The sequence below is a fragment of the Microbacterium sp. GQ128 genome, from assembly GCF_059758615.1.
In genome coordinates this window covers 128775-147917 of record NZ_JCAXDY010000006.1, presented here as the reverse complement: position 1 = coordinate 147917, position 19143 = coordinate 128775, and the positions used below count along the sequence as shown (strand labels likewise).

Here is a 19143-nt window from a genome sequence, read left to right as displayed (position 1 = left end):
CCCCTCACCCCTCCCGGAGGAAGAACCGAATGAAGAAGAAGCCCCTCGCCCTGATCGGACTGGGTGGCGCGCTCGTGATCGCCCTCGCCGGCTGCGGTACGACGCAGGCCCCCGCCGCCTCCGACTCCGACGCCTCGGCCTCGACGAGCGCGGGCTGCGGCGACGACACCACCGCGACCTCGACGGGTGCCGTCTCCGTCACGGACGACCTCGGCCGCACGGTCGAGCTCGACAAGCCCGCCGAGCGGATCGCGGTGCTGGAGTGGCAGCAGATCGAGGATGCGCTGTCGCTGTGCGTCACGCCGGTCGCGGTCGCCGACGCCGAGGGCTACAGCACGTGGGTCACCGCGGAAGAACTCCCCGAGGGCGTGACCGATGTCGGCACCCGGCAGGAGCCGAACCTCGAGACGCTGTTCGGCACCGAGCCCGACCTCGTGATCGTCGAGGTCAGCGCCGCGGACGACCCCATCGTCTCCCAGCTCGAGGCCTACGATGTGCCCGTGCTCGCGACCGTCGGTGCGGATGCCGCCGACCCCATCGCGAAGATGCTCGGCACGCTCGACCTCATCGCCCAGGTGACCGGCCGCGAGGAGCGCGCCGAGGTCGTCGCCGACGAGTTCCAGGCGCACCTCGACTCGGCCTCGGCCGAACTCGCCGATCTCGACCTGCCCACGAAGGAGTTCGTGTTCTTCGACGGCTGGGTCGACGGCGGCAACGTCGCGCTGCGTCCGTTCGGTCAGGGCTCGCTGGTCGGTGAGATCGGCGAGAAGCTCGGTCTCGAGAACGCCTGGACCGGCGAGGTCGACCCCACCTATGGCCTCGGGCAGACCGATGTCGAGGGCATGACCACGGTCGGCGACGCGAGCCTGTTCTACACGGGCACCGAGGACCCCGAGTCGGAGAGCTTCATCGACGCCCTGCAGGACAACCCGGCCTGGACCTCGCTGCCCGCCGTGGCCGACGACCGCCTCACCGCGTTCCCCGCCGGGATCTGGACGTTCGGCGGACCGCGTTCGACCCAGCAGATCATCGACGGCTACGTCGAGGTGCTCTCGAAGTGACGGGTGCCCTTCGCCTCGACGACGCGGCGGCCACGACGGAGTCGGTGCGCCCGGCTCCCGCCGTCGCGCCCGACGAGGCGGAGGGACGCCGGCCGGGCACCCTGCTGACGGGCATCGGCGTGCTCGTGGCTCTCGCCGTGGTGCTCTTCGCCGTCGCCTGCTGGCATCTCACGCAGGGCACGAGCGGTGCCGTGTTCGCCGACACCGAGGTGCTGTGGGGGTCGCGGGTTCCGCGCCTGGCCGCAGGCATCGCCGTGGGCGTCGCGCTGGGCGTGGCCGGCATCCTCCTCCAGTCACTCGCCCGCAACGCCCTGGCCTCGCCGGACACGCTGGGCGTGACCGCCGGTTCCTATCTCGCGGTCACGGCGCTCGCGGCGTTCGGCATCGCGGTGCCGGTGTGGGCCTCGGGTGCTGTCGCGTTCGCCGGCGGCCTCATCGCCGCGGGGATCGTGCTCGGACTCGCAGGCGGTGCGGGTTCGTCCACCACCCGCCTGATCCTCGCGGGCACGGCCCTGGCCCTCGCGTTCCAGGCCGCCACCTCGACCCTGCTGATCCTGTTCGACGAGGAGACCAAGGGCCTGCTCGCGTGGGGAAGCGGCAGCCTGTCGCAGCTCGGCCTGACCGCGTTCCTGCAGGCGGCCCCGGTCGTGGTCGTGGTGACCGCGGCTGCCCTGCTGCTGGCGCGACGGTTCGACATCCTGGCGCTCGGCGACGACACGGCATCCTCCCTGGGTGTTCCGATCCGCTCGACGCGGGCCATCGGCATCCTGCTCGCCGTCACGCTCACCGCGGTGTCGGTGACGCTCGCGGGGCCGATGGGCTTCGTCGGACTGTGCGCACCCGTTCTCGCTCGCTTGCTGTCTCGTGTGGTGCCGAGCCTGAATCGCCACCTGCTCCTGATCCCGGCCGCCGGGTTGCTCGGAGCGATCGTCGTGATCCTCTCGGATGCTCTGCTGCGGGCGATCATCGGAGCCGAGGCGGCGATCCTCATCCCGACCGGCGTCGCGACGACGCTGCTCGGTGCGATCGTGCTCGTGCTCATGGCTCGGCGCCTGCGTGACGCCGGTCCGACGCGAGAGCCTCCGCGGGTGCGCTTCGGCGTGCGCAGCCGCCTGCGGTTCCGCATCACCATGGTGGTCGTCGTGCTCGGGGTGGTCGGGGTGCTGCTCCTCGGCCTGCTCGCCGGGTACACGTGGCTGCTGACCGGCGACATCGCGCTGTGGGTGCAGGGCGAGGCGCCGGCCGCGATCGCCTTCGCGCTGGACGAGCGGGCACCGCGCATCGTGGCCGCGGTCGTCGCCGGCGGGGCGCTCGCGCTGTCGGGCGCCATCATCCAGGGGGTGAGCCGGAATCCGCTGGCCGACCCGAGCATCCTCGGCGTCACGGGCGGTGGCGGGCTCGGTGCGGTGCTCGTGATCACGAGCGCCGTCTCGTCCACCGCGGGCATGATCGCGGGTGCCATCGCCGGAGCGCTGCTGGCCTTCGCGCTCGTGTACCTGCTGTCGTGGCGCGGCGGGTTGAACGCCGACCGGTTCCTGCTGATCGGCATCGGCGTCTCCTACTTCACGGTGTCGCTCACGACGTTCTTCCTGCTGAGGTCGAACCCTTGGGACACCCCGAAGATCTACACCTGGCTGTCGGGCACCACGTACGGCCGCGTGTGGGAGCAGGTGCTGCCGCTGGCGATCGTGCTGGCCATCGCGCTGCCGTTCGTGGTGATGAGTCGTCGCGAGCTCGACGTGCTGTCCCTCGACGAAGACACCCCGCGGCTCGTCGGCATCCGGCTCGAGCCCGTGCGGCTGACGCTGTTGGTCGTGGCGGCGGTGCTCGCGGCGCTCAGCGTGACGGCCATCGGCGTGATCGGCTTCGTGGGGCTCGTCGCCCCGCACGCGGCACGGGCGCTCGTCGGCGCCAGGCACGCCAGGGTGATCCCGGTCGCGGTGCTTCTGGGCGGGCTGCTCGTCGGGGTCGCGGACACGATCGGCCGCACGGTCATCGCCCCCGCGCAGCTCCCGGCCGGACTCGTGGTGGCGCTGATCGGTGCGCCGTACTTCGTCTGGCTGCTCTGGCGCTCGCGCGACGCGTAGGTGAGGCCAGGGCGCAGCAGGGACGAGGCCCGGCATCCGTGTGGATGCCGGGCCTCGTCGTCACCGAGGGGTTACTTCGCGAGGAAGTCCTTCAGCGCGGCGTTGACCTCGTCGGCGTGCGTCCAGAGCAGGCCGTGCGGGGCGCCCTCGACCTCGACGTAGTCGGCATCCGGCACTGCCTGGTGGAAGCGGCGGGCGGTCGCGTCGATCGGGAGGATGTTGTCCTTCGTGCCGTGCAGGATCAGGGTGGGCTTCGCCGCGGCACGGACGGCCTCGACGTCTCCACGGAAGTCCTCGATCCAGGCCGAGACGACCGCGTAGGCGGCGACGGGCGCGCTGCCGACGGCGACGTTCCAGCTGCCGGTCACGGCCTGCTCGCTGATGCGCGAGCCCAGGTTCTCGTCGAGGTTGTAGAAGTTCTTGTAGAAGTCGGTGAACCACGCGAAGCGGTCGCCCTTGGCGGCAGCCTCGATGCCGTCGAAGACCTCCTGCGGCACACCCTCGGGGTTGTCGTCGCGCTGCACGAGGAAGGGCTCGAGCGAGGCGAGGAAGGCGAGCTTCGCGACGCGGTCGTGGCCGTACTTGGCGACGTAGCGGGCGAGCTCTCCGGTGCCCATCGAGAAGCCGACGAGCACGACGTCGCGCAGGTCGAGGGTCTCGAGCACCGTGTTCAGGTCGGCGGCGAACGTGTCGTAGTCGTAGCCGGCGTTGACCTTGGAGGATCCGCCGAAGCCGCGGCGGTCGTAGGTGATGACGCGGTAGCCCTGGGCGAGGAGCTCGCGGGTCTGACGCTCCCAGCTGTGACCGTCGAGCGGGTAGCCGTGGATCAGGACGACGGGCTGACCCGCACCCTGGTCTTCGTAGTAGAGCTCGATCGGGGTGCTGTTCTCGTTTCCGACGGTGATGTAGCCCATGATCCTGATCCTTTCGGTTGCGGTGAGAACGACCGTTCTCGCTCGATATGAACAATCTAGAGAACGTTCGTTCTCATGTCAAGTAAACTTCTGGGTATGACCGAAGACGAGGCTCGCGAGCGCATCCTGTCCGCCGCCGAAGAGCTCTACTACCGCAAGGGATACGCGGCCGTGGGCATGGACGAGCTGCGCGCCGCGGCCGGCGTGTCGCTGCGACGCCTCTACGCGCTGTTCCCCGCGAAGACCGACATCGTCACCGCCGTCCTCGCCCGCAAGCACGCCCAGTGGGAGTCCGGACTGTCGGGAGCCGTGACGGATGCCGGCGACGACCCGCGCACACGTCTCCTCGCGGTCTACGGGTACCTCGAGAACTGGTTCTGCGCCGACGACTTCCGCGGCTGCGCGTTCATCAACGCGTTCGGCGAGCTCGGGGGCACGAACCCCGAGGTCGCCGAGATCGTGCGCACGCACAAGGCGTCGTTCCAGGAGTACATGGCGGGGCTCGTCGCCGACACCGGTGCGCCCGCGGCACTCGCCGCACATCTGTCGATCCTCGCCGAGGGGGCGCAGAGCACGGCCGCGATCTCGAAGGACCCTTCCGTGGCGGTGCAGGCGCGCGGTGCTGCAGAGGTCTTGATCGACGCGGCCTTCGCCCGGGCCTGAGTCCCGCCCGTCGCTCGGAGCCCGTGCATCCGTAGGACCCGCACGCCTGTCGGAGCCCGTGCATCCGTCGGGAGAATTCGCGGGTGTCGGGGCATCCGACGGCGTTTCTCCCGACAGGTGTGCTTTCTCCCGACGGATGCATGCGTGCGGGCAGCGGCGGGACAGTTTCCTAACTTAGTTAGCGAAACCCTCGGCCGGTGTCAACCCCGATGCATGGCGGCCTCCCGCGCCGTAGGGTCGCGAGCATGGACTCACGTACGAAGGGCATCGGCCGGCAGACCCTGATCATCGCGGCGGCATCGTTCATGCTGATCGCGGCCGCCATCGGCGCGGGAGCCTTCGGCGGAGCATCCGTCGACGACCTGCAGGACGGCGCGCTCTCGGCGCAGGGCTCCTACCTCGCGCCCGCCGGCCCCGCATTCTCGATCTGGTCGCTGATCTACCTCGGGCTCATCGCCTACACGGTGTGGCAGGCGCTTCCGGCGCAGCGGCAGGATGCTCGGCAGCAGGCAGTGGGCGGATGGATCGCCGCGTCGATGGTGCTGAACGGGCTCTGGCTCGTGACCGCGCGCTATCTGACGCTGTGGCTCACGGTCGTCGTGATCGCCCTGCTGCTGGCCGTGCTCGCACGGGTGATCGTCGTGCTCGGGCGCTTCCCAGCACGCAACCTCGCCGACCGCATCCTCACCGACGGGGCGAACGGTCTGCACTTCGGCTGGGTGACGATCGCGACGGTCGCGAACACCGCCGCCTGGCTGACGCAGATCGCGCCCGAGAGCTGGGCGCAGGCGGCGGATGCCTGGGCGATCGCCGTGCTGGTGGTCGTGCTCGTGATCGGAGCCGCTGCCGCGTGGGCGACCGGTCGCATCGCCCCCGCACTCGCGACGGCCTGGGGTCTGGCCTGGCTCGCGGTCGGCCGACTCACCGGGGAGCCCGAGAGCACCCCGACGGCGATCACGGCGATCATCGTGGCCGTGCTGCTCGTCGTCACCGGGGTCGTGGCGGTGCTGCGTCGCGGTGCTCGCACGGCTCAGAGCACGAGCCGGTAGCCCATCCCCGCCTCGGTGAGCAGATGCACCGGCGCCCCCGGCTCCTGCTCGAGCTTCTTGCGCAGCTGCGACATGTACAGCCGCAGGTAGCCCGAGTCGGACACCTGCTCGCTGCCCCAGATCTCCTTCAGCAGATCCTGTCGGGTGACCAGGGCTCCCGGATGCCGTGACAGGTGCTCCAGCATCCGCCACTCGGTCGGCGTCAGGTGCACGCGCGTTCCGGCCCGGGTGACCGTCTTCGTCGCGAGGTCGACCACGACGTCGCCGAACGCCACGGTCGACTCCCCGTTCGCCGGCATCGACCGGCGGGAGAGGGCCCGCAGCCGGGCGAGCAGCTCGTCGACCTGGAAGGGCTTCGTCACGAAGTCGTCGGCTCCGGCATCCAGAGCCTCGACCTTGTCGGCCGACCCGGTGCGGCCGGAGACCACGATGATCGGCACGTTCGTCCACCCGCGCAGGGCCTGGATGACCTCGATGCCGTCGAGACGCGGCATCCCCAGGTCGAGCATGATGAGGTCGGGATGGGTCTGCGCGGCGGCGGCGATCGCGGCGGCGCCGTCGGCCGCCACGACGACCTCGTATCCGTGCGCGGCGAGCGTGATCCGCAGCGCCCGCACCATCTGCGGGTCGTCGTCGGCGATGAGGAGCTTCACTCCGTGCCCTCCGTGTCGGGAAGCCCTGCGCCGAGCGGCAGGGAGATGACCATGGTGAGGCCTCCGCCCGGGGTGTCCTCGGGTGTCAGGGTACCGCCCATGCCCTCGGTGAACCCGCGCGACAGGGCGAGCCCGAGCCCGAGCCCTGTGGTGTTGTCGGTGTCGCCGAAGCGCTGGAACGGCTGGAAGATGCGGTCCCGTCGCTCGGGGGAGATACCGTCGCCGCGGTCGATCACCCGGATCTCTGCGCGATTGCCGAGTGTGCTGGTCGACACGATCACCCGGCTCCCCTCGGGCGCGTGGCGGTGCGCGTTGGCGAGCACGTTCACCAGCACCCGCTGCAGCAGCACCGGGTCGGCGAACACCGGCGGCAGCTCGGGGTCGAGGGCGAGTTCGACGTCGGCCGGGCCCAGCCCGAGCTCGTCGATGGCCGCGAGCACCGTGCCGGCGGCATCCATCCGCGAGGAGGAGACCGCGAGCACGCCGGCCTGCACGCGGCTGACGTCGAGCAGGTCGGTGACCAGCGTCGACAGGGTGGCGAGGCTCTCGTCGGCGGTCGCGAGCAGCTCCTGACGATCGGATGCCGACAGCTCGTGCGCACCGCGGAGTCCGCCGATCGCGGCGACGGCCGAGGCCAGCGGGCGCCGCAGATCATGACTCACCGCCGACAGCAGCGCGCTGCGCACCTGGTCGGTCTCGGCCAGCGCTTCGGCTTCGCTCGCGGTCGCCCGCAGGTCGGTGTGCTCGATCGCGGCCGACAGCTGCGCCACGATCGCGTCGAGCAGCCGACGTTCCGGCCCCGCCAGCGGCTCGCCGTTCAGCTCCAGCACCGCGCGCGGGCCGCCGCCGGGGCGGACGCCGACCGGGATGTTCGTGGCGCGGCCGTCGGCGACCGGCTCCCAGTCGCTCGCGAGCACCTCGCCGTCGGGGGAGAGCACGCGCACGCCGCTGAGTCCGAACGCCTCCCTGGTGCGGCTGACCATGGCCAGTACGGCGTTGTCCCCCCGCAGCACGTTGCCGGCGACCGCGGCGAGCAGCTCGGCCTCGGCGGTGGCGCGTTGCGCGGTGCGGGCGCGTCGGGCGGCCTGGTCGACGATGATGCTCACCAGGATCGCGATGAGCACGTACAGCGCGAGGGCCAGCACATGCAGCGGGTGCGCGATCGTGATGGTGAACAGCGGCGCGACGAAGAGGAAGTCGAGCGTGACCCCCGACAGCACCGCCGCGAACACCGCAGGGCGGATGCCGCCGATGAGCGCGACCACGACCACGAGCAGCTGATAGGCGAGCACCTCGGCCGTGATCGACTCGGGGCTGCGGAAGGTGAACATCAGCCACGACAGCAGCGGTCCGAACACGAGGGCGACCGCGAAGCCGAGCAGCTGCCGCCGCCACCCGAGGGCCCCGCCGGTCATCCGCGGCAGGGCGAGTCGCCCTCCCGCCGCGGCGTGGGTCACGATGTGCACGTCGATGTCGCCCGAGCGCCGGATCACCTCCGAGCCGATGCCGGGACCGGTGAGCGCGGCGGCGAGTCGACTGCGACGGCTGACTCCGATGACGAGCTGCGTGGCATCCACCCCCTGCGCGAACTCGACCAGGGTGGCGGGGATGTCGTCGCCGACGACCTGGTGGTAGCTGCCGCCGAGAGATTCGACGAGGGTGCGCTGCGCGGCGAGCGCCCCCGGAGTCTCGTTCCTCAGCCCGTCCTGGGCCGAGATGTGCACGGCCAGCAGCTCTCCGCCGGCCGAGCGGGCGGCGATCCGCGCACCGCGGCGCAGCAGGGTCTCACCTTCGGGGCCGCCGGTGAGGGCGACGACGACGCGCTCCCTGGCCTGCCAGGTGCCTTCGATCCCCTGCTCGGCTCGGTAGCTGCGCAGGGCGCTGTCGACCTCATCGGCCAGCCAGAGCAGGGCGAGCTCCCGCAGAGCGGTGAGGTTGCCGAGGCGGAAGTAGTTCGACAGCGCGGCGTCGATCCGCTCGGCGGGGTACACCAGCCCCGCGGAGAGCCGGTCCCGCAGCGACTGGGGCGCGAGGTCGACGACCTCGATCTCGTCGGCGGCCCGCACCACGGCATCCGGAATGGTCTCCTGCTGCGCGATGCCGGTGATCTTCTCGACCACGGCGTTGAGCGACTCGATGTGCTGCACGTTGACGGTGGTGACGACGTCGATGCCGGCGGCCAGCAGGTCGTCCACGTCCTGCCAGCGCTTCGGATGCCGCGAGCCCGGGGTGTTCGTGTGTGCGAGCTCGTCGACGAGCGCGATCTCCGGGGCGCGGGCGAGCACCGCGTCGAGGTCGAGTTCGGTCAGGGTGACGCCGCGATGGTCCTCGACGCGGCGGGGCACCTCCGGCAGTCCGACGGTCTGCGCCAGGGTGGCCGCGCGCTCGTGGGTCTCGACGATGGCGATGACGACGTCGTGTCCCTCTTCGCGCAGGCGTCGCCCCTCGGCGAGCATCTCGAACGTCTTGCCGACACCGGGAGCGGCACCCAGCAGCACGCGCAGGCGGCCGCGTCGGGGGTGTTCCGGTGCCGGGCGCTGCGTCCGATCTGCGCTCATTCGCCCTCCTGGCCGTCCAGCGCGAGGTTGAGTTCGGCGACGTTGATGCGCTCCTCGCCGAGGAATCCCAGATCCCGCCCTTGAATCCTAGACTCCACCAGGTCGCGCACCTGCTGTTCGGGCATGCCGCGTTCCTCGGCCACCCGCGGCACCTGCAGCAGGGCGTAGGCGACGCTGATGTGCGGGTCGAGTCCGGAGCCCGAGGCGGTGACCGCGTCGGCCGGCACCTCGGAGGCATCCACACCCTCGCGCTCCGCGATCGCGGCCTTGCGGTCGGCGATCGAGGCGACCAGGTCGGGGTTCTCCGGGCCGAGGTTGCTGCCGCTGGAGCCGGCCCCGTCGTAGCCGTCGCCGGCCGCGGAGGGGCGGGACTGGAAGTACTGCGGCTGGGCATCGCCGTCGGCATCCGTGAAGGACTGACCGATCAGTGCGCTGCCCCTGTCGTCGGGAAGGGGGGAGCCGTTCGCCTGCCCGGGGAGTGCGAGCTGCCCGATGCCCGTGACGAGGAGCGTGTACCCGATGCCGAGGATCAGCGTGAGGACGAGCATCGCGCGGACGGCGACCCCGGTGGTGCGGAGGGCGGTGCGAGTGGAGGACATGAGTGGGTTCCTTTTCCGATCCGGGTCAGAAGCCCGGGATGAGGCTGACGACGAGGTCGATGAGCTTGATGCCGATGAACGGGGCGATCACACCGCCGAGGCCATAGATCAACAGGTTGCGCTGCAAGATCTGCGAGGCGCTCGCCGGGCGGTACTTCACTCCGCGGAGGGCCAGCGGGATCAGGAACACGATCACGATCGCGTTGAAGATGATCGCGCTGGTCACCGCGGATGCCGGTGAGTGCAGCTGCATGATGTTGAGCGCGGCGAGCCCGGGGAAGACGCCCATGAACATCGCCGGGATGATGGCGAAGTACTTGGCGACGTCGTTCGCGAGCGAGAACGTGGTGAGCGCGCCGCGGGTGATGAGCAGCTGCTTGCCGATGCGCACGATATCGATCAGCTTGGTCGGGTCGGAGTCGAGGTCGACCATGTTGCCGGCCTCCTTCGCGGCCGAGGTGCCGGTGTTCATCGCGACTCCGACATCGGCCTGCGCGAGGGCGGGGGCGTCGTTCGTGCCGTCGCCGGTCATCGCGACCAGACGCCCACCCTCCTGCTCGCGCCGGATCAGGGCCAGCTTGTCCTCGGGCGTCGCCTCGGCGAGGAAGTCGTCGACCCCGGCCTCCGCGGCGATGGCCTGGGCGGTCAGCGGGTTGTCGCCCGTGATCATCACCGTGCGGATGCCCATGCTGCGCAGCTCGTCGAACCGCTCGCGCAGCCCGTCCTTGACGATGTCCTTGAGGTGCACGACGCCGAGGATGCGGCCTTCGGCGGCGGGTTCGCCGGACACCTGTCGGGAGTTTGCACGGATGTCGGTCCGTTCCGCGGCGTGTCCGCCGACATCCGTCCGTTCTCCCGACAGGTGGACGGATGCCGGGGCCGGGGCGGGGGCGGATGCGGATCCGGGGGCGGATGCGGCCGGTGTCCGCACGGCCACCACGAGCGGGGTGCCGCCGCTTTCGGCGACGGAGTCCGTGCGGGCGGTGAGCTCCGCATCCTCGGCGTCGAGCCCGAGCCAGGCCCGAACAGCGGAACCGGCGCCCTTGCGAATCTGCGTGCCGTCGGCGAGGTCGAGCCCCGACATGCGGGTCTGCGCGGTGAACGGCACGACCACGGCATCCTCCGGAGCGGTCACGCGGATGCCGGCGGCGGTGGCGAGCTCGACGATCGAGGCACCCTCGGGGGTGGGGTCGGCGAGCGAGGACAGCGCCGCGACCCGCAGCAGCTCGTCGGCGTCGACGCCCGGGAGCGGCAGGACCTCGTGTGCGCGGCGGTTGCCGTACGTGATGGTTCCGGTCTTGTCGAGCAGCAGGGTGGTGACGTCGCCCGCGGCCTCGACCGCACGCCCCGACATCGCGAGCACGTTGCGCTGCACGAGACGGTCCATGCCGGCGATGCCGATGGCCGAGAGCAGCGCGCCGATGGTGGTCGGGATCAGGCAGACGAGCAGGGCGATGAGCACCGGGATGCTGACGGGCGAGGCTGCGTACGAGGCGATCGGGTTGAGGGCGAGCACCACGACCACGAAGATGATCGACAGGCTCGCGAGCAGGATGTTCAGGGCGATCTCGTTCGGGGTGCGCTGGCGGCTGGCGCCCTCGACCAGGGCGATCATCCGGTCGACGAACGTCTCGCCCGGCTTCGAGGTGATGCGCACCACGATCCGGTCCGACAGCACGCGGGTACCGCCGGTGACGGCGCTGCGGTCGCCGCCCGACTCGCGGATCACCGGAGCGCTCTCGCCCGTGATGGCCGACTCGTCGACGGTCGCGATGCCCGCGATGATGTCGCCGTCACCGGGGATCAGCTCACCGGCGGTCACGACCACGACGTCGTCGCGCTGCAGTTCGGCGGAGGAGACCTCAAGGGTCTCGGCGCGCTCGGCGGCGGCATCCGAAGCCGCGTCGTAGCCGACCACCCGACGGGCCATCGTGCTGGTGCGGGTCTTGCGCAGGCTCGCGGCCTGGGCCTTGCCGCGGCCCTCGGCGACCGACTCGGCGACGTTCGCGAACAGCACGGTCAGCCAGAGCCACACCGCGATGCCCCAGGTGAACGGCGCCGGCACCGGGGTGCCGCCCGAGTCGGCGGGGCCGCCGAGGAACGGTTCGGCGATCGCGAGCACGGTCGCGAACGCGGCGCCGACCCACACCAAGAGCATCACGGGGTTGCGGACGAGGGCTGCGGGGTTCAGCTTGCGCAGGGCGCCGGGCAGGGCCGCGACGAGCTGCGACCAGCCGAAGGAGCGCGTCGGCTGCGCGGGGGCGGATGCCGCGGCATCCTGCTGTTCGGAGGGGGATTCAGAAGGCGTGGTGATGAGGGTCATGGTCAGACGAGTCCTTCGGCGAGGGGTCCCAGCGCGAGCACGGGGAAGTAGGTGAGGGCGGTCACGACGACCGTCACGGTGAGGAGGAGGCCGACGAACTGCGGCCGGTGGGTGGGCAGCGTGCCCGAGGTGGCAGGGACCCGCTCCTGCGCCGCGAACGATCCGGCGAGGGCCAGGACGAGCACGATCGGAAGGAAGCGTCCGAGCAGCATCGCGATCCCGAGCGCGGTGTTGAACCACGGGGTGTTCGCGGTGAGCCCGGCGAAGGCGGAGCCGTTGTTGTTCGCGGCCGACGTGAACGCGTAGAGCACCTCGCTCATGCCGTGCACGCCCGGGTTCAGGATGCTGGTGGACTCCACGTCCTCCCGGATGCCGGGGATCGCGAAGCTCAGGGCCGTGCCGCCGAGGACGAGCGCCGGGACGACGAGGATGTACAGGCTGGCGAGCTTGATCTCCCGCGGACCGATCCGCTTGCCGAGGTACTCGGGGGTGCGGCCGACGAGGAGTCCGCCGACGAACACGGCGATGATCGCGAGCACGAGCATGCCGTAGAGGCCCGAGCCGACGCCGCCGGGGGCGACCTCGCCGAGCATCATGTTCAGCATCGGCATCATGCCGCCGAGTGCGGTGTACGAGTCGTGCATCGAGTTGACGGCGCCGGTCGAGGTGAGCGTGCTGGCGCTGCCGAACAGGGTGGACCCGAGGATGCCGAACCGCACCTCCTTGCCCTCCATCGCGGCTCCGGCGAGTTCGGGGGCGCTGCCGCGTCCGGCGAGTTCGAGTGCCGAGAGGGCGAACGTCGAGATCAGGAAGATCGTGGCCATGACCGCGGCGATCGCGTAGCCCTGGCGGTGGTCGCCGACCATGCGTCCGAAAGTGCGGGGGAGGGAGAACGGGATCACGAGGATCAGCAGCACCTGCAGCAGGTTCGTGAAGCCGGTCGGGTTCTCGAACGGGTGCGCGGAGTTGGCGTTGAAGAAGCCGCCGCCGTTCGTGCCGAGGAGCTTGATCGCCTCCTGTGACGCGACGGGGCCGCCCGGGATGGTTTGGGTTCCGCCCGACACCGTGGTCACGTCGGTGAAGCCCGCGAAGTTCTGGATCACGCCGCCCGCGAGCAGCGCCACCGCGCCGATCAGGGCGATCGGCAGGAGGATGCGGCCGAGGCCGCGGATGAGGTCGACCCAGAAGTTGCCGATGGTCGCCGACCCCCGGCGGGCGAGGCCGCGGATCAGGGCGATCGCGATGGCGAGGCCGACCGCGGCCGACACGAAGTTCTGCACGGTGAGGCCCGCGAGCTGCGCGGTGTAGCCCATGGTCTGCTCGGGCGAGTACGACTGCCAGTTGGTGTTCGCGACGAAGGATGCCGCGGTGTTGAAGGCCAGTCCCTCGGGCACGGCCGGGAGACCGAGCGACTGGGGCAGGAATGCCTGGAGTCGCTGCAGCCCGTAGACGAGCAGGAGCCCGACGACCGAGAACGCGAGCACGCTGCGGGCGTAGGCGCGCCAGGTCTGCTCGGAGGAGGAGTCGACGCCGATGAGCCGGTAGACGCCGCGCTCGACGCGCAGGTCCTTCGCCGAGGTGTACACCCGGGCGATGTAGTCGCCGAGGGGGCGGTAGAGGAGGACGAGCACGACCACGACGGCCGTGAGCTGCAGGGTGCCGAACCAGATCGCCGCGCCCATCAGAACCGCTCCGGGGCGACGAGCGCGACCACGAGGTAGACGACGGCGGCGACGGCGAGGACGGCCGCGATGATCTCGAAGACGATCATGCGCGGTCCACCGCCTTGGCGACCAGGGAGACGAGGGCGAACAGCGCGAGAGTCAGCGCGATGTAGATGATGTCGAGCACGGATCCGATCCAACTCCCGCGGGCGGGTGGATCCGGCGATCCTCACGGTTCCCCTACGCCCCCGGTGCGGATGCATGCGGGTTGCTCACAGCATCCGCCTTCCTTCCCGCCGCACTTTCTGTCGCTTTCCCGCGGCGGGAGCGACAGAAAGTGCGACGGGAAGGTGTCGGCAGGGGTCAGACCCGTCGCATCTCCGCCGCGAGCGCGCTGTTCGTCTCGGCGAACCGCGCGGTGATGTTCTCGCGCACCTCCGGCGGCTTGTTCTGGCTGAGCTTGGCGCGCGCGTCGAACCGGGTGACCCGCATCCGCAGGCCGACCGTCCCCTTCGCCGCCCGGCGGGTGCCCGGCTCGTCCTCCGACAGGTGCCGACCGTGCTCGCGTCCGTCCTCGAAGTGGTCGGTCAACCGCGTGAGCATGGCGTAGTTCTCCTCCTCGCTGAGGATCTCGGGGGTGCCGTGGAGGTGCGCGGTCACGTGGTTCCACGTCGGGACCAGGTCGCCCGGCGCATACAGGCTCGGGGAGACGTAGTCGTGCGGCCCCTGGATGATCACGAGCACCTCGTGCCGACCGAGTTCGTGGAGCTCATCGTCGGGGCGTCCGAAATGGCTGGCGATCACGATGTCGTCCTCGTCCTCGATCAGCAGCGCGGGGTAGTGCGAGGCGACCAGTCCGGTGCTCGCCGGGGAGACGAACGTCGCCCACGGGTTGCCGCGGATGAGGCGCTTGACCTCGGCGGGGTCGGTCATCAGGTAGCGGGGGGTGTGGCGCATCAGGACTCCTCTTCTCGGGGCGGTCGGTCGGTTCGGGGGCGGTCTTTCAGGCGGGTGCGCACCGCGAGTGCGGCGCAGAGGATCACGGCGAGTCCGCCGACGGCGGTGGCCCAGCCGATCGGCTCGTGCAGCAGGAGGGCGGCCCACGCGATGCCCATCACGGGCTGGACGAGCTGGATCTGACTCACCTGCGCCATCGGTCCGATCGCCAGCCCGCGGTACCAGGCGAAGAATCCGAGGAACATGCTCACCGCGGCGAGGTAGCCGAAGGCGAGCCACTGCACGGGGTTCGCCGCGGGTGGCTGCTGGATCGCCGACACCACGGTGAGCACGGTCATGAGGGGAGCGGCGACGACGAGCGCCCACGACACGGTCTGCCAGGAGCCGAGTTCGCGGGCGAGCAGACCCCCCTCCGCGTAGCCGATCGCCGCGGCGAGGACGGCCCCGAACAGCAGCAGGTCGGCGGGGGTGAGGGATCCGAGTCCGCCGTTCTGCAGCGCCGTGAACACGACGGCGGCGACGGCGCCGAGGATCGCGAAGACCCAGAAGGAGCGGTTCGGGCGCTCGCCGGTTCGGAGCACCACGGCGACGGCGGTCGCGGCGGGGAGCAGTCCGACCACGACGGCGCCGTGACTGGCCGGGGTCGTGGTCATCGCGAACGAGGTGAGCAGCGGGAATCCGGCCACGACCCCGCCGGCGACGACGGCCAGTCGCCCCCACTGCACCCTGGTCGGGATGCGCTGACGCGTCGCGGCCAGGGCGATGCCCGCGAGGAGGGCCGCGACGACCGCGCGCCCCGCGCCGATGAACAGCGGCGAGAGGCCGTCGATGGCGATGCGCGTGAACGGGAGGGTGAACGAGAAGGCGACGACGCCGAGGAGTCCCCATCCGAGGCCGGCGCCCGTCGATAGCACTGTTGCGCGCGGAGCGATAACGCTACTCTCTACTTTCATGAGTCAGGATAGCAGTGACCGGATCGTCGCCGGTGTCCGTGCATGGATCACCTCCGCCTCCCCGGGCGCGCGAGTGCCGTCGAACCGTGCGCTGATGGCCGAGTATGGCGCGAGCCCGGTGACCGTGCAGAAGGCGATGCAGCAGCTCGTCCGGCTCGGGCTGGTGGAGTCGCGTCCGGGGGCCGGAACCTTCGTCCGCGCACTCCGCACCGCGCGACCGGCCGACTACGGCTGGCAGACCGCCGCACTCGGCACGGCCCCGGCGGGACTCGTGGGCCTGTCGTCCACGCAGCGCACTATCTCCCCCGATGCGATCGGACTCCACTCCGGCTACCCCGCGGTCGAACTGCTCCCGGAGCGGTTGGTGCGACAGTCGCTCGTGCGGGCCGCGCGCACCGACGCGGCGTTGACCCGCTCGCCTGCAGCCGGCCTTCCCGAGCTGCAGGCGTGGTTCGCCGGAGAGCTCGCCTCCACCGCTCCCGCCGGGGTCACGCCCGCGTCGGCGCGCGATGCCCTCATCATCTCGGGCAGTCAGAGCGGGCTGAGCTCGATCTTCCGCGCGGTCGTGGGCCCGGGGCAGCCGCTGCTCGTCGAGTCACCCACCTACTGGGGCGCACTGCTCGCCGCCGCGCAGGCGGGTGTCGTGCTGGTGCCGATCCCCTCCGGGCCGCAGGGCCCCGATCCGGATGACGTGGAGCGGGCGTTCGCGCAGACCGGCGCTCGCGCCTTCTACGCGCAGCCGACGTTCGCCAACCCGACCGGCGCGCAGTGGCCGATCGCGACCGGGGAGGCCGTGCTCGACACCGTCCGCCGACACGGCGCGTTCCTGATCGAGGACGACTGGGCGCACGACCTGGGGATCGATGCCGAGCCGCGCCCGGTCGCCGCATCCGACGACGACGGTCATGTCGTGTACCTGCGCTCACTCACCAAGAGCGCCTCCCCCGCACTGCGCGTCGCGGCCGTGATCGCGCGGGGGCCGGCGCGGGAGCGGATCCTGGCCGACCGCGCGGCCGAGTCCATGTACGTCAGCGGGCTGCTGCAGGCCGCCGCGCTCGACGTGGTCACGCAGCCGGGCTGGCGCACCCACCTGCGCGGGTTCCGCGAGCACCTGCGCGCGCGCCGCGACCTGCTGGTCTCGAGCCTGACCGAGCACGCCCCGTCTGCGCAGGTCGAGAGCGTTCCGGCGGGTGGCCTGAACCTGTGGGTGCGGCTGCCCGAGGGGACGGATGTCATGCAGGTCGTCCGCGACTGCGAGGTGCGGGGCGTGATCATCTCCCCGGGATCCGAGTGGTTCCCCGCCGAGCCCTCCGGCTCGTACGTGCGGCTCAACTACGCGAACGCCGACCCCGCGCGCTTCGCCGAGGCAGCCGGCATCCTCGGTTCGGTGCTCGACGTCGGCTGACGGCTGACGGCTGACGGCTGACGGCTGACTCCGGTCGCACTTGATGCCGGAATTGCTGCGTCAATGCGACATAAAGTGCGACCGGAACGGAGGAGGCCCGGAACGGAGGAGGGCGCCGGGTCACTCCTGCGGCGGACCCGCGGGACGATGCGCGCGGCGTCCGCTCACGACCACCGGCCGCCCGGCGCGCTCCTGACCGGGGAGCGGACGGGAGCGGCGACCGTAGATGAGCTCCGACGAGTCGAGCAGCCAGGGCACGAGGGTGATCGAGACGCCGTGCACGAGCATCAGCTGATTCGCGAGGCGGCGGGCGCGACGGTTGTGCAGGAACGACTCCCACCAGTGCCCCACGATGTACTGCGGCAGGTACACGGTCACGACGGAGGAGCCGTGCTTCTCGCGGTACTGCTTGATGAACTGGGTGACCGGCTGCGCGAACGAGCGGTAGGGAGACTCGACGATCACGAGCGGGATGGGCACGAGGTGGTCGGCCCACTCCTGCTGCAGCGTGGCCGCGTCATCCGACGCCACGGCGACGTGCACCGCGAGCGTCTTGCCGTGCTTGGCCGCGATCGCGTAGTCGATGGCCTTCATGACGGGCTTCTGCAGGCGGTTGACGAGGACGATGGCCACATCGCCGGTGGCGCCGAACTTCGTCGTGTCGTCGATCGCGATCTCGTGTTCGACGTCGCGGTAGTACCGCTTCACGCCCAGCATCAGGAACGCGAGGATCGGGATCGCGAAGAACACCAGGTAGGCGCCGTGCGTGAACTTGGTGACGGTCACGATCAGCAGTACGGCCACCGTCATCACCGCGCCGGCGGAGTTGACGATGAGTCCGACCTTCGCGGAGCGGCGGTCGGATGCCGATGCCCCGTCGATGCCGGAGCCGGCCTTGTCTGCGATCGGCCCCCGCAGCACCCGCCGCCAGTGCCGCACCATGCCGATCTGCCCGAGCGAGAACGACACGAACACGCCGATGATGTACAGCTGGATCAGGGTCGTCAGCTTCGCCTGGAACACCACGAGCACGGCGATCGCCGCGATGCCGAGCAGGATCATGCCGTTCGAGAACACGAGGCGGTCGCCGCGGGTGTTGAGCGACTTCGGGGCGTAGCCGTCGCGGGCGAGCACCGCCCCCAGCAGCGGGAAGCCGTTGAAGGCGGTGTTCGCGGCGAGCAGCAGCACGCACGCGGTCGCGGCCTGCACGATGAAGAAGGCGATGCTCCCGCCGCCGAACGTCGCCGAGGCGATCTGCGCCATCAGGCTCGGCTGCGGGTTCGTGCAGTCGAAGCCGATCAGGTCGCACGGGTTCTCGGCGTAGTGCACGCCGGTGATGAGGGCGAGCGCGGTGAGCCCGGCGAACAGGCAGGCCGCGATCGACCCCATCAGCACGAGCGTCGACTGGGCGTTGCGCACCTTCGGAGCCCGGAACGCCGGCACCCCGTTCGACACGGCCTCGACGCCGGTGAGGGCGGAGCATCCGCTCGAGAACGCACGCAGGATCAGCAGGATCACGGCCGCCTGGCTGAGGCTCTCCGCCTGCACGGAGAACTCCGCGCTCGAGGCGACGGGTGCATCGCCCAGGAACGTGCGGATGAGGCCGGTGACGATCATGATGCCGACCGAGCCGATGAAGACGTACGTCGGGATCGCGAAGACGAGCGAGGCCTCGCGCACCCCGCGCAGGTTCACGACGATGATGAGGATCACGAAGCCGACCGCGAGCTCCACGCGGAACGGGTCGAGCCCGGGCACCGCCGAGATGATGTTGTCGACACCGGATGCGACCGACACGGCCACGGTCAGCACGTAGTCGACCAGGAGCGCTGCGGCGACGATCACCCCGGGGATCTCGCCGAGGTTCTTCGATGCGACCTCGTAGTCGCCACCGCCCGAGGGGTAGGCCTTGATGAGCTGCCGGTAACTGAGCACGACCACGATCAGCAGCACCACGACCGAGATCGCGACGAGCGGTGTGAACGAGAGGAAGGTGAGCCCGCCGATGAGCAGGATCATCACGAGCTCCTGCGGCGCGTAGGCCACCGAGCTCAGCGCATCCGACGCGAAGATCGGCAGCGCCATGCGCTTGGGGAGCAGCTGGTCGTCGACCTGCTGGCTCGTCAGGGGTTCCCCGATGATGATGCGCTTCGCGCGCGGCGGCGCGTCCGCGCCTTCCCTGTTTTCGACTGACACGTCCGGCGACACTACGCCCGGCGACGGCATCCTCACGCGATCCTCACGGAATCCCTACGGC

The 19143-nt window shown here is 70.7% G+C and carries 15 protein-coding genes; 5 read left to right on the top strand and 10 right to left on the bottom strand.

Annotated features, from left to right (window positions below):
* The first annotated feature begins 29 nt into the window (after positions 1-29).
* Together AC6CHX_RS18240 and AC6CHX_RS18235 are read left to right on the top strand one after the other, a co-directional pair.
* On the top strand, positions 30-1061 hold the full coding sequence (locus tag AC6CHX_RS18240) for an ABC transporter substrate-binding protein (protein ID WP_498273968.1): 1032 nt from the start codon (positions 30-32) through the stop codon (positions 1059-1061).
* A complete protein-coding gene (locus tag AC6CHX_RS18235) occupies positions 1058-3148 on the top strand; it encodes an iron ABC transporter permease (protein WP_498273966.1) in 2091 nt (696 codons plus the stop codon). Before AC6CHX_RS18240 ends, AC6CHX_RS18235 begins: the two co-directional genes overlap by 4 nt.
* Positions 3149-3219: 71 nt before the next feature.
* Here the strand turns inward: AC6CHX_RS18235 and AC6CHX_RS18230 are convergent, their stop codons facing one another.
* The gene (locus AC6CHX_RS18230) at positions 3220-4062 is read right to left on the bottom strand and encodes an alpha/beta fold hydrolase (protein WP_498273964.1); all 843 of its coding nucleotides are present in this window, start codon (positions 4060-4062) and stop codon (positions 3220-3222) included.
* Positions 4063-4158: 96 nt separating this feature from the next.
* On the opposite strand from AC6CHX_RS18230, the gene AC6CHX_RS18225 reads away from it, so the two are divergent.
* Together AC6CHX_RS18225 and AC6CHX_RS18220 are read left to right on the top strand one after the other, a co-directional pair.
* Complete coding sequence (locus AC6CHX_RS18225) at positions 4159-4725, top strand: TetR/AcrR family transcriptional regulator (protein ID WP_498273962.1); 567 nt, start codon at positions 4159-4161, stop codon at positions 4723-4725.
* A 245-nt stretch (positions 4726-4970) separates the two neighbouring features.
* On the top strand, positions 4971-5774 hold the full coding sequence (locus AC6CHX_RS18220) for a TspO-related membrane protein (protein WP_498273961.1): 804 nt from the start codon (positions 4971-4973) through the stop codon (positions 5772-5774).
* On the opposite strand, the gene AC6CHX_RS18215 is transcribed toward AC6CHX_RS18220, so the two are convergent.
* The 8 genes from AC6CHX_RS18215 to AC6CHX_RS18180 all read right to left on the bottom strand — a co-directional run bounded on the left by AC6CHX_RS18215 (position 5756) and on the right by AC6CHX_RS18180 (position 15481).
* Complete coding sequence (locus AC6CHX_RS18215) at positions 5756-6427, bottom strand: response regulator (RefSeq protein ID WP_136041388.1); 672 nt, start codon at positions 6425-6427, stop codon at positions 5756-5758. The two genes, AC6CHX_RS18220 and AC6CHX_RS18215, sit on opposite strands and share 19 nt — an antisense overlap.
* A complete protein-coding gene (locus AC6CHX_RS18210; RefSeq protein WP_498273960.1) occupies positions 6424-8985 on the bottom strand; it encodes an ATP-binding protein in 2562 nt (853 codons plus the stop codon). The genes AC6CHX_RS18215 and AC6CHX_RS18210 overlap by 4 nt, the downstream gene beginning before the upstream one ends.
* On the bottom strand, positions 8982-9584 hold the full coding sequence (gene kdpC / locus AC6CHX_RS18205; protein ID WP_498273959.1) for a potassium-transporting ATPase subunit KdpC: 603 nt from the start codon (positions 9582-9584) through the stop codon (positions 8982-8984). The genes AC6CHX_RS18210 and kdpC overlap by 4 nt, the downstream gene beginning before the upstream one ends.
* A 25-nt stretch (positions 9585-9609) precedes the next feature.
* A complete protein-coding gene (gene kdpB, locus AC6CHX_RS18200) occupies positions 9610-11907 on the bottom strand; it encodes a potassium-transporting ATPase subunit KdpB (RefSeq protein ID WP_498273958.1) in 2298 nt (765 codons plus the stop codon).
* A 2-nt stretch (positions 11908-11909) separates the two neighbouring features.
* Positions 11910-13589 (bottom strand): potassium-transporting ATPase subunit KdpA, encoded by a 1680-nt coding sequence (kdpA, locus tag AC6CHX_RS18195; protein ID WP_498273957.1) that lies wholly within the window; start codon positions 13587-13589, stop codon positions 11910-11912.
* Positions 13589-13678: a potassium-transporting ATPase subunit F gene (locus tag AC6CHX_RS18190; protein WP_036303189.1), complete on the bottom strand. Its 90-nt coding sequence runs from the start codon at positions 13676-13678 to the stop codon at positions 13589-13591. The genes kdpA and AC6CHX_RS18190 overlap by 1 nt, the downstream gene beginning before the upstream one ends.
* A gap of 256 nt (positions 13679-13934) precedes the next feature.
* On the bottom strand, positions 13935-14528 hold the full coding sequence (locus AC6CHX_RS18185) for an FMN-binding negative transcriptional regulator (protein ID WP_498273956.1): 594 nt from the start codon (positions 14526-14528) through the stop codon (positions 13935-13937).
* Entirely contained in the window at positions 14528-15481 is a 954-nt protein-coding gene (locus AC6CHX_RS18180; protein ID WP_498273955.1) for a DMT family transporter, read from the bottom strand. The genes AC6CHX_RS18185 and AC6CHX_RS18180 overlap by 1 nt, the downstream gene beginning before the upstream one ends.
* Between AC6CHX_RS18180 and AC6CHX_RS18175 the strand changes: the two genes are divergently transcribed.
* Positions 15480-16886, top strand: coding sequence for an aminotransferase-like domain-containing protein (locus tag AC6CHX_RS18175; RefSeq protein ID WP_498273954.1), 1407 nt, complete (start codon positions 15480-15482; stop codon positions 16884-16886). The genes AC6CHX_RS18180 and AC6CHX_RS18175 overlap by 2 nt on opposite strands.
* 120 nt (positions 16887-17006) lie before the next feature.
* On the opposite strand, the gene AC6CHX_RS18170 is transcribed toward AC6CHX_RS18175, so the two are convergent.
* On the bottom strand, positions 17007-19094 hold the full coding sequence (locus AC6CHX_RS18170) for an APC family permease (protein WP_498274131.1): 2088 nt from the start codon (positions 19092-19094) through the stop codon (positions 17007-17009).
* Positions 19095-19143 lie beyond the last annotated feature (49 nt).

Coding starts and splice junctions, on each gene's coding strand:
- AC6CHX_RS18180 (WP_498273955.1), bottom strand. CDS start 15,481: ATGAAAGTAGAGAGTAGCGTTATCGCTCCGCGCGCAACAGTGCTATCG.
- kdpC (WP_498273959.1), bottom strand. CDS start 9,584: ATGTCCTCCACTCGCACCGCCCTCCGCACCACCGGGGTCGCCGTCCGC.
- AC6CHX_RS18240 (WP_498273968.1), top strand. CDS start 30: ATGAAGAAGAAGCCCCTCGCCCTGATCGGACTGGGTGGCGCGCTCGTG.
- AC6CHX_RS18210 (WP_498273960.1), bottom strand. CDS start 8,985: ATGAGCGCAGATCGGACGCAGCGCCCGGCACCGGAACACCCCCGACGC.
- AC6CHX_RS18220 (WP_498273961.1), top strand. CDS start 4,971: ATGGACTCACGTACGAAGGGCATCGGCCGGCAGACCCTGATCATCGCG.
- AC6CHX_RS18185 (WP_498273956.1), bottom strand. CDS start 14,528: ATGCGCCACACCCCCCGCTACCTGATGACCGACCCCGCCGAGGTCAAG.
- AC6CHX_RS18230 (WP_498273964.1), bottom strand. CDS start 4,062: ATGGGCTACATCACCGTCGGAAACGAGAACAGCACCCCGATCGAGCTC.
- AC6CHX_RS18225 (WP_498273962.1), top strand. CDS start 4,159: ATGACCGAAGACGAGGCTCGCGAGCGCATCCTGTCCGCCGCCGAAGAG.
- AC6CHX_RS18190 (WP_036303189.1), bottom strand. CDS start 13,678: ATGATCGTCTTCGAGATCATCGCGGCCGTCCTCGCCGTCGCCGCCGTC.
- AC6CHX_RS18175 (WP_498273954.1), top strand. CDS start 15,480: ATGAGTCAGGATAGCAGTGACCGGATCGTCGCCGGTGTCCGTGCATGG.
- kdpB (WP_498273958.1), bottom strand. CDS start 11,907: ATGACCCTCATCACCACGCCTTCTGAATCCCCCTCCGAACAGCAGGAT.
- kdpA (WP_498273957.1), bottom strand. CDS start 13,589: ATGGGCGCGGCGATCTGGTTCGGCACCCTGCAGCTCACGGCCGTCGTG.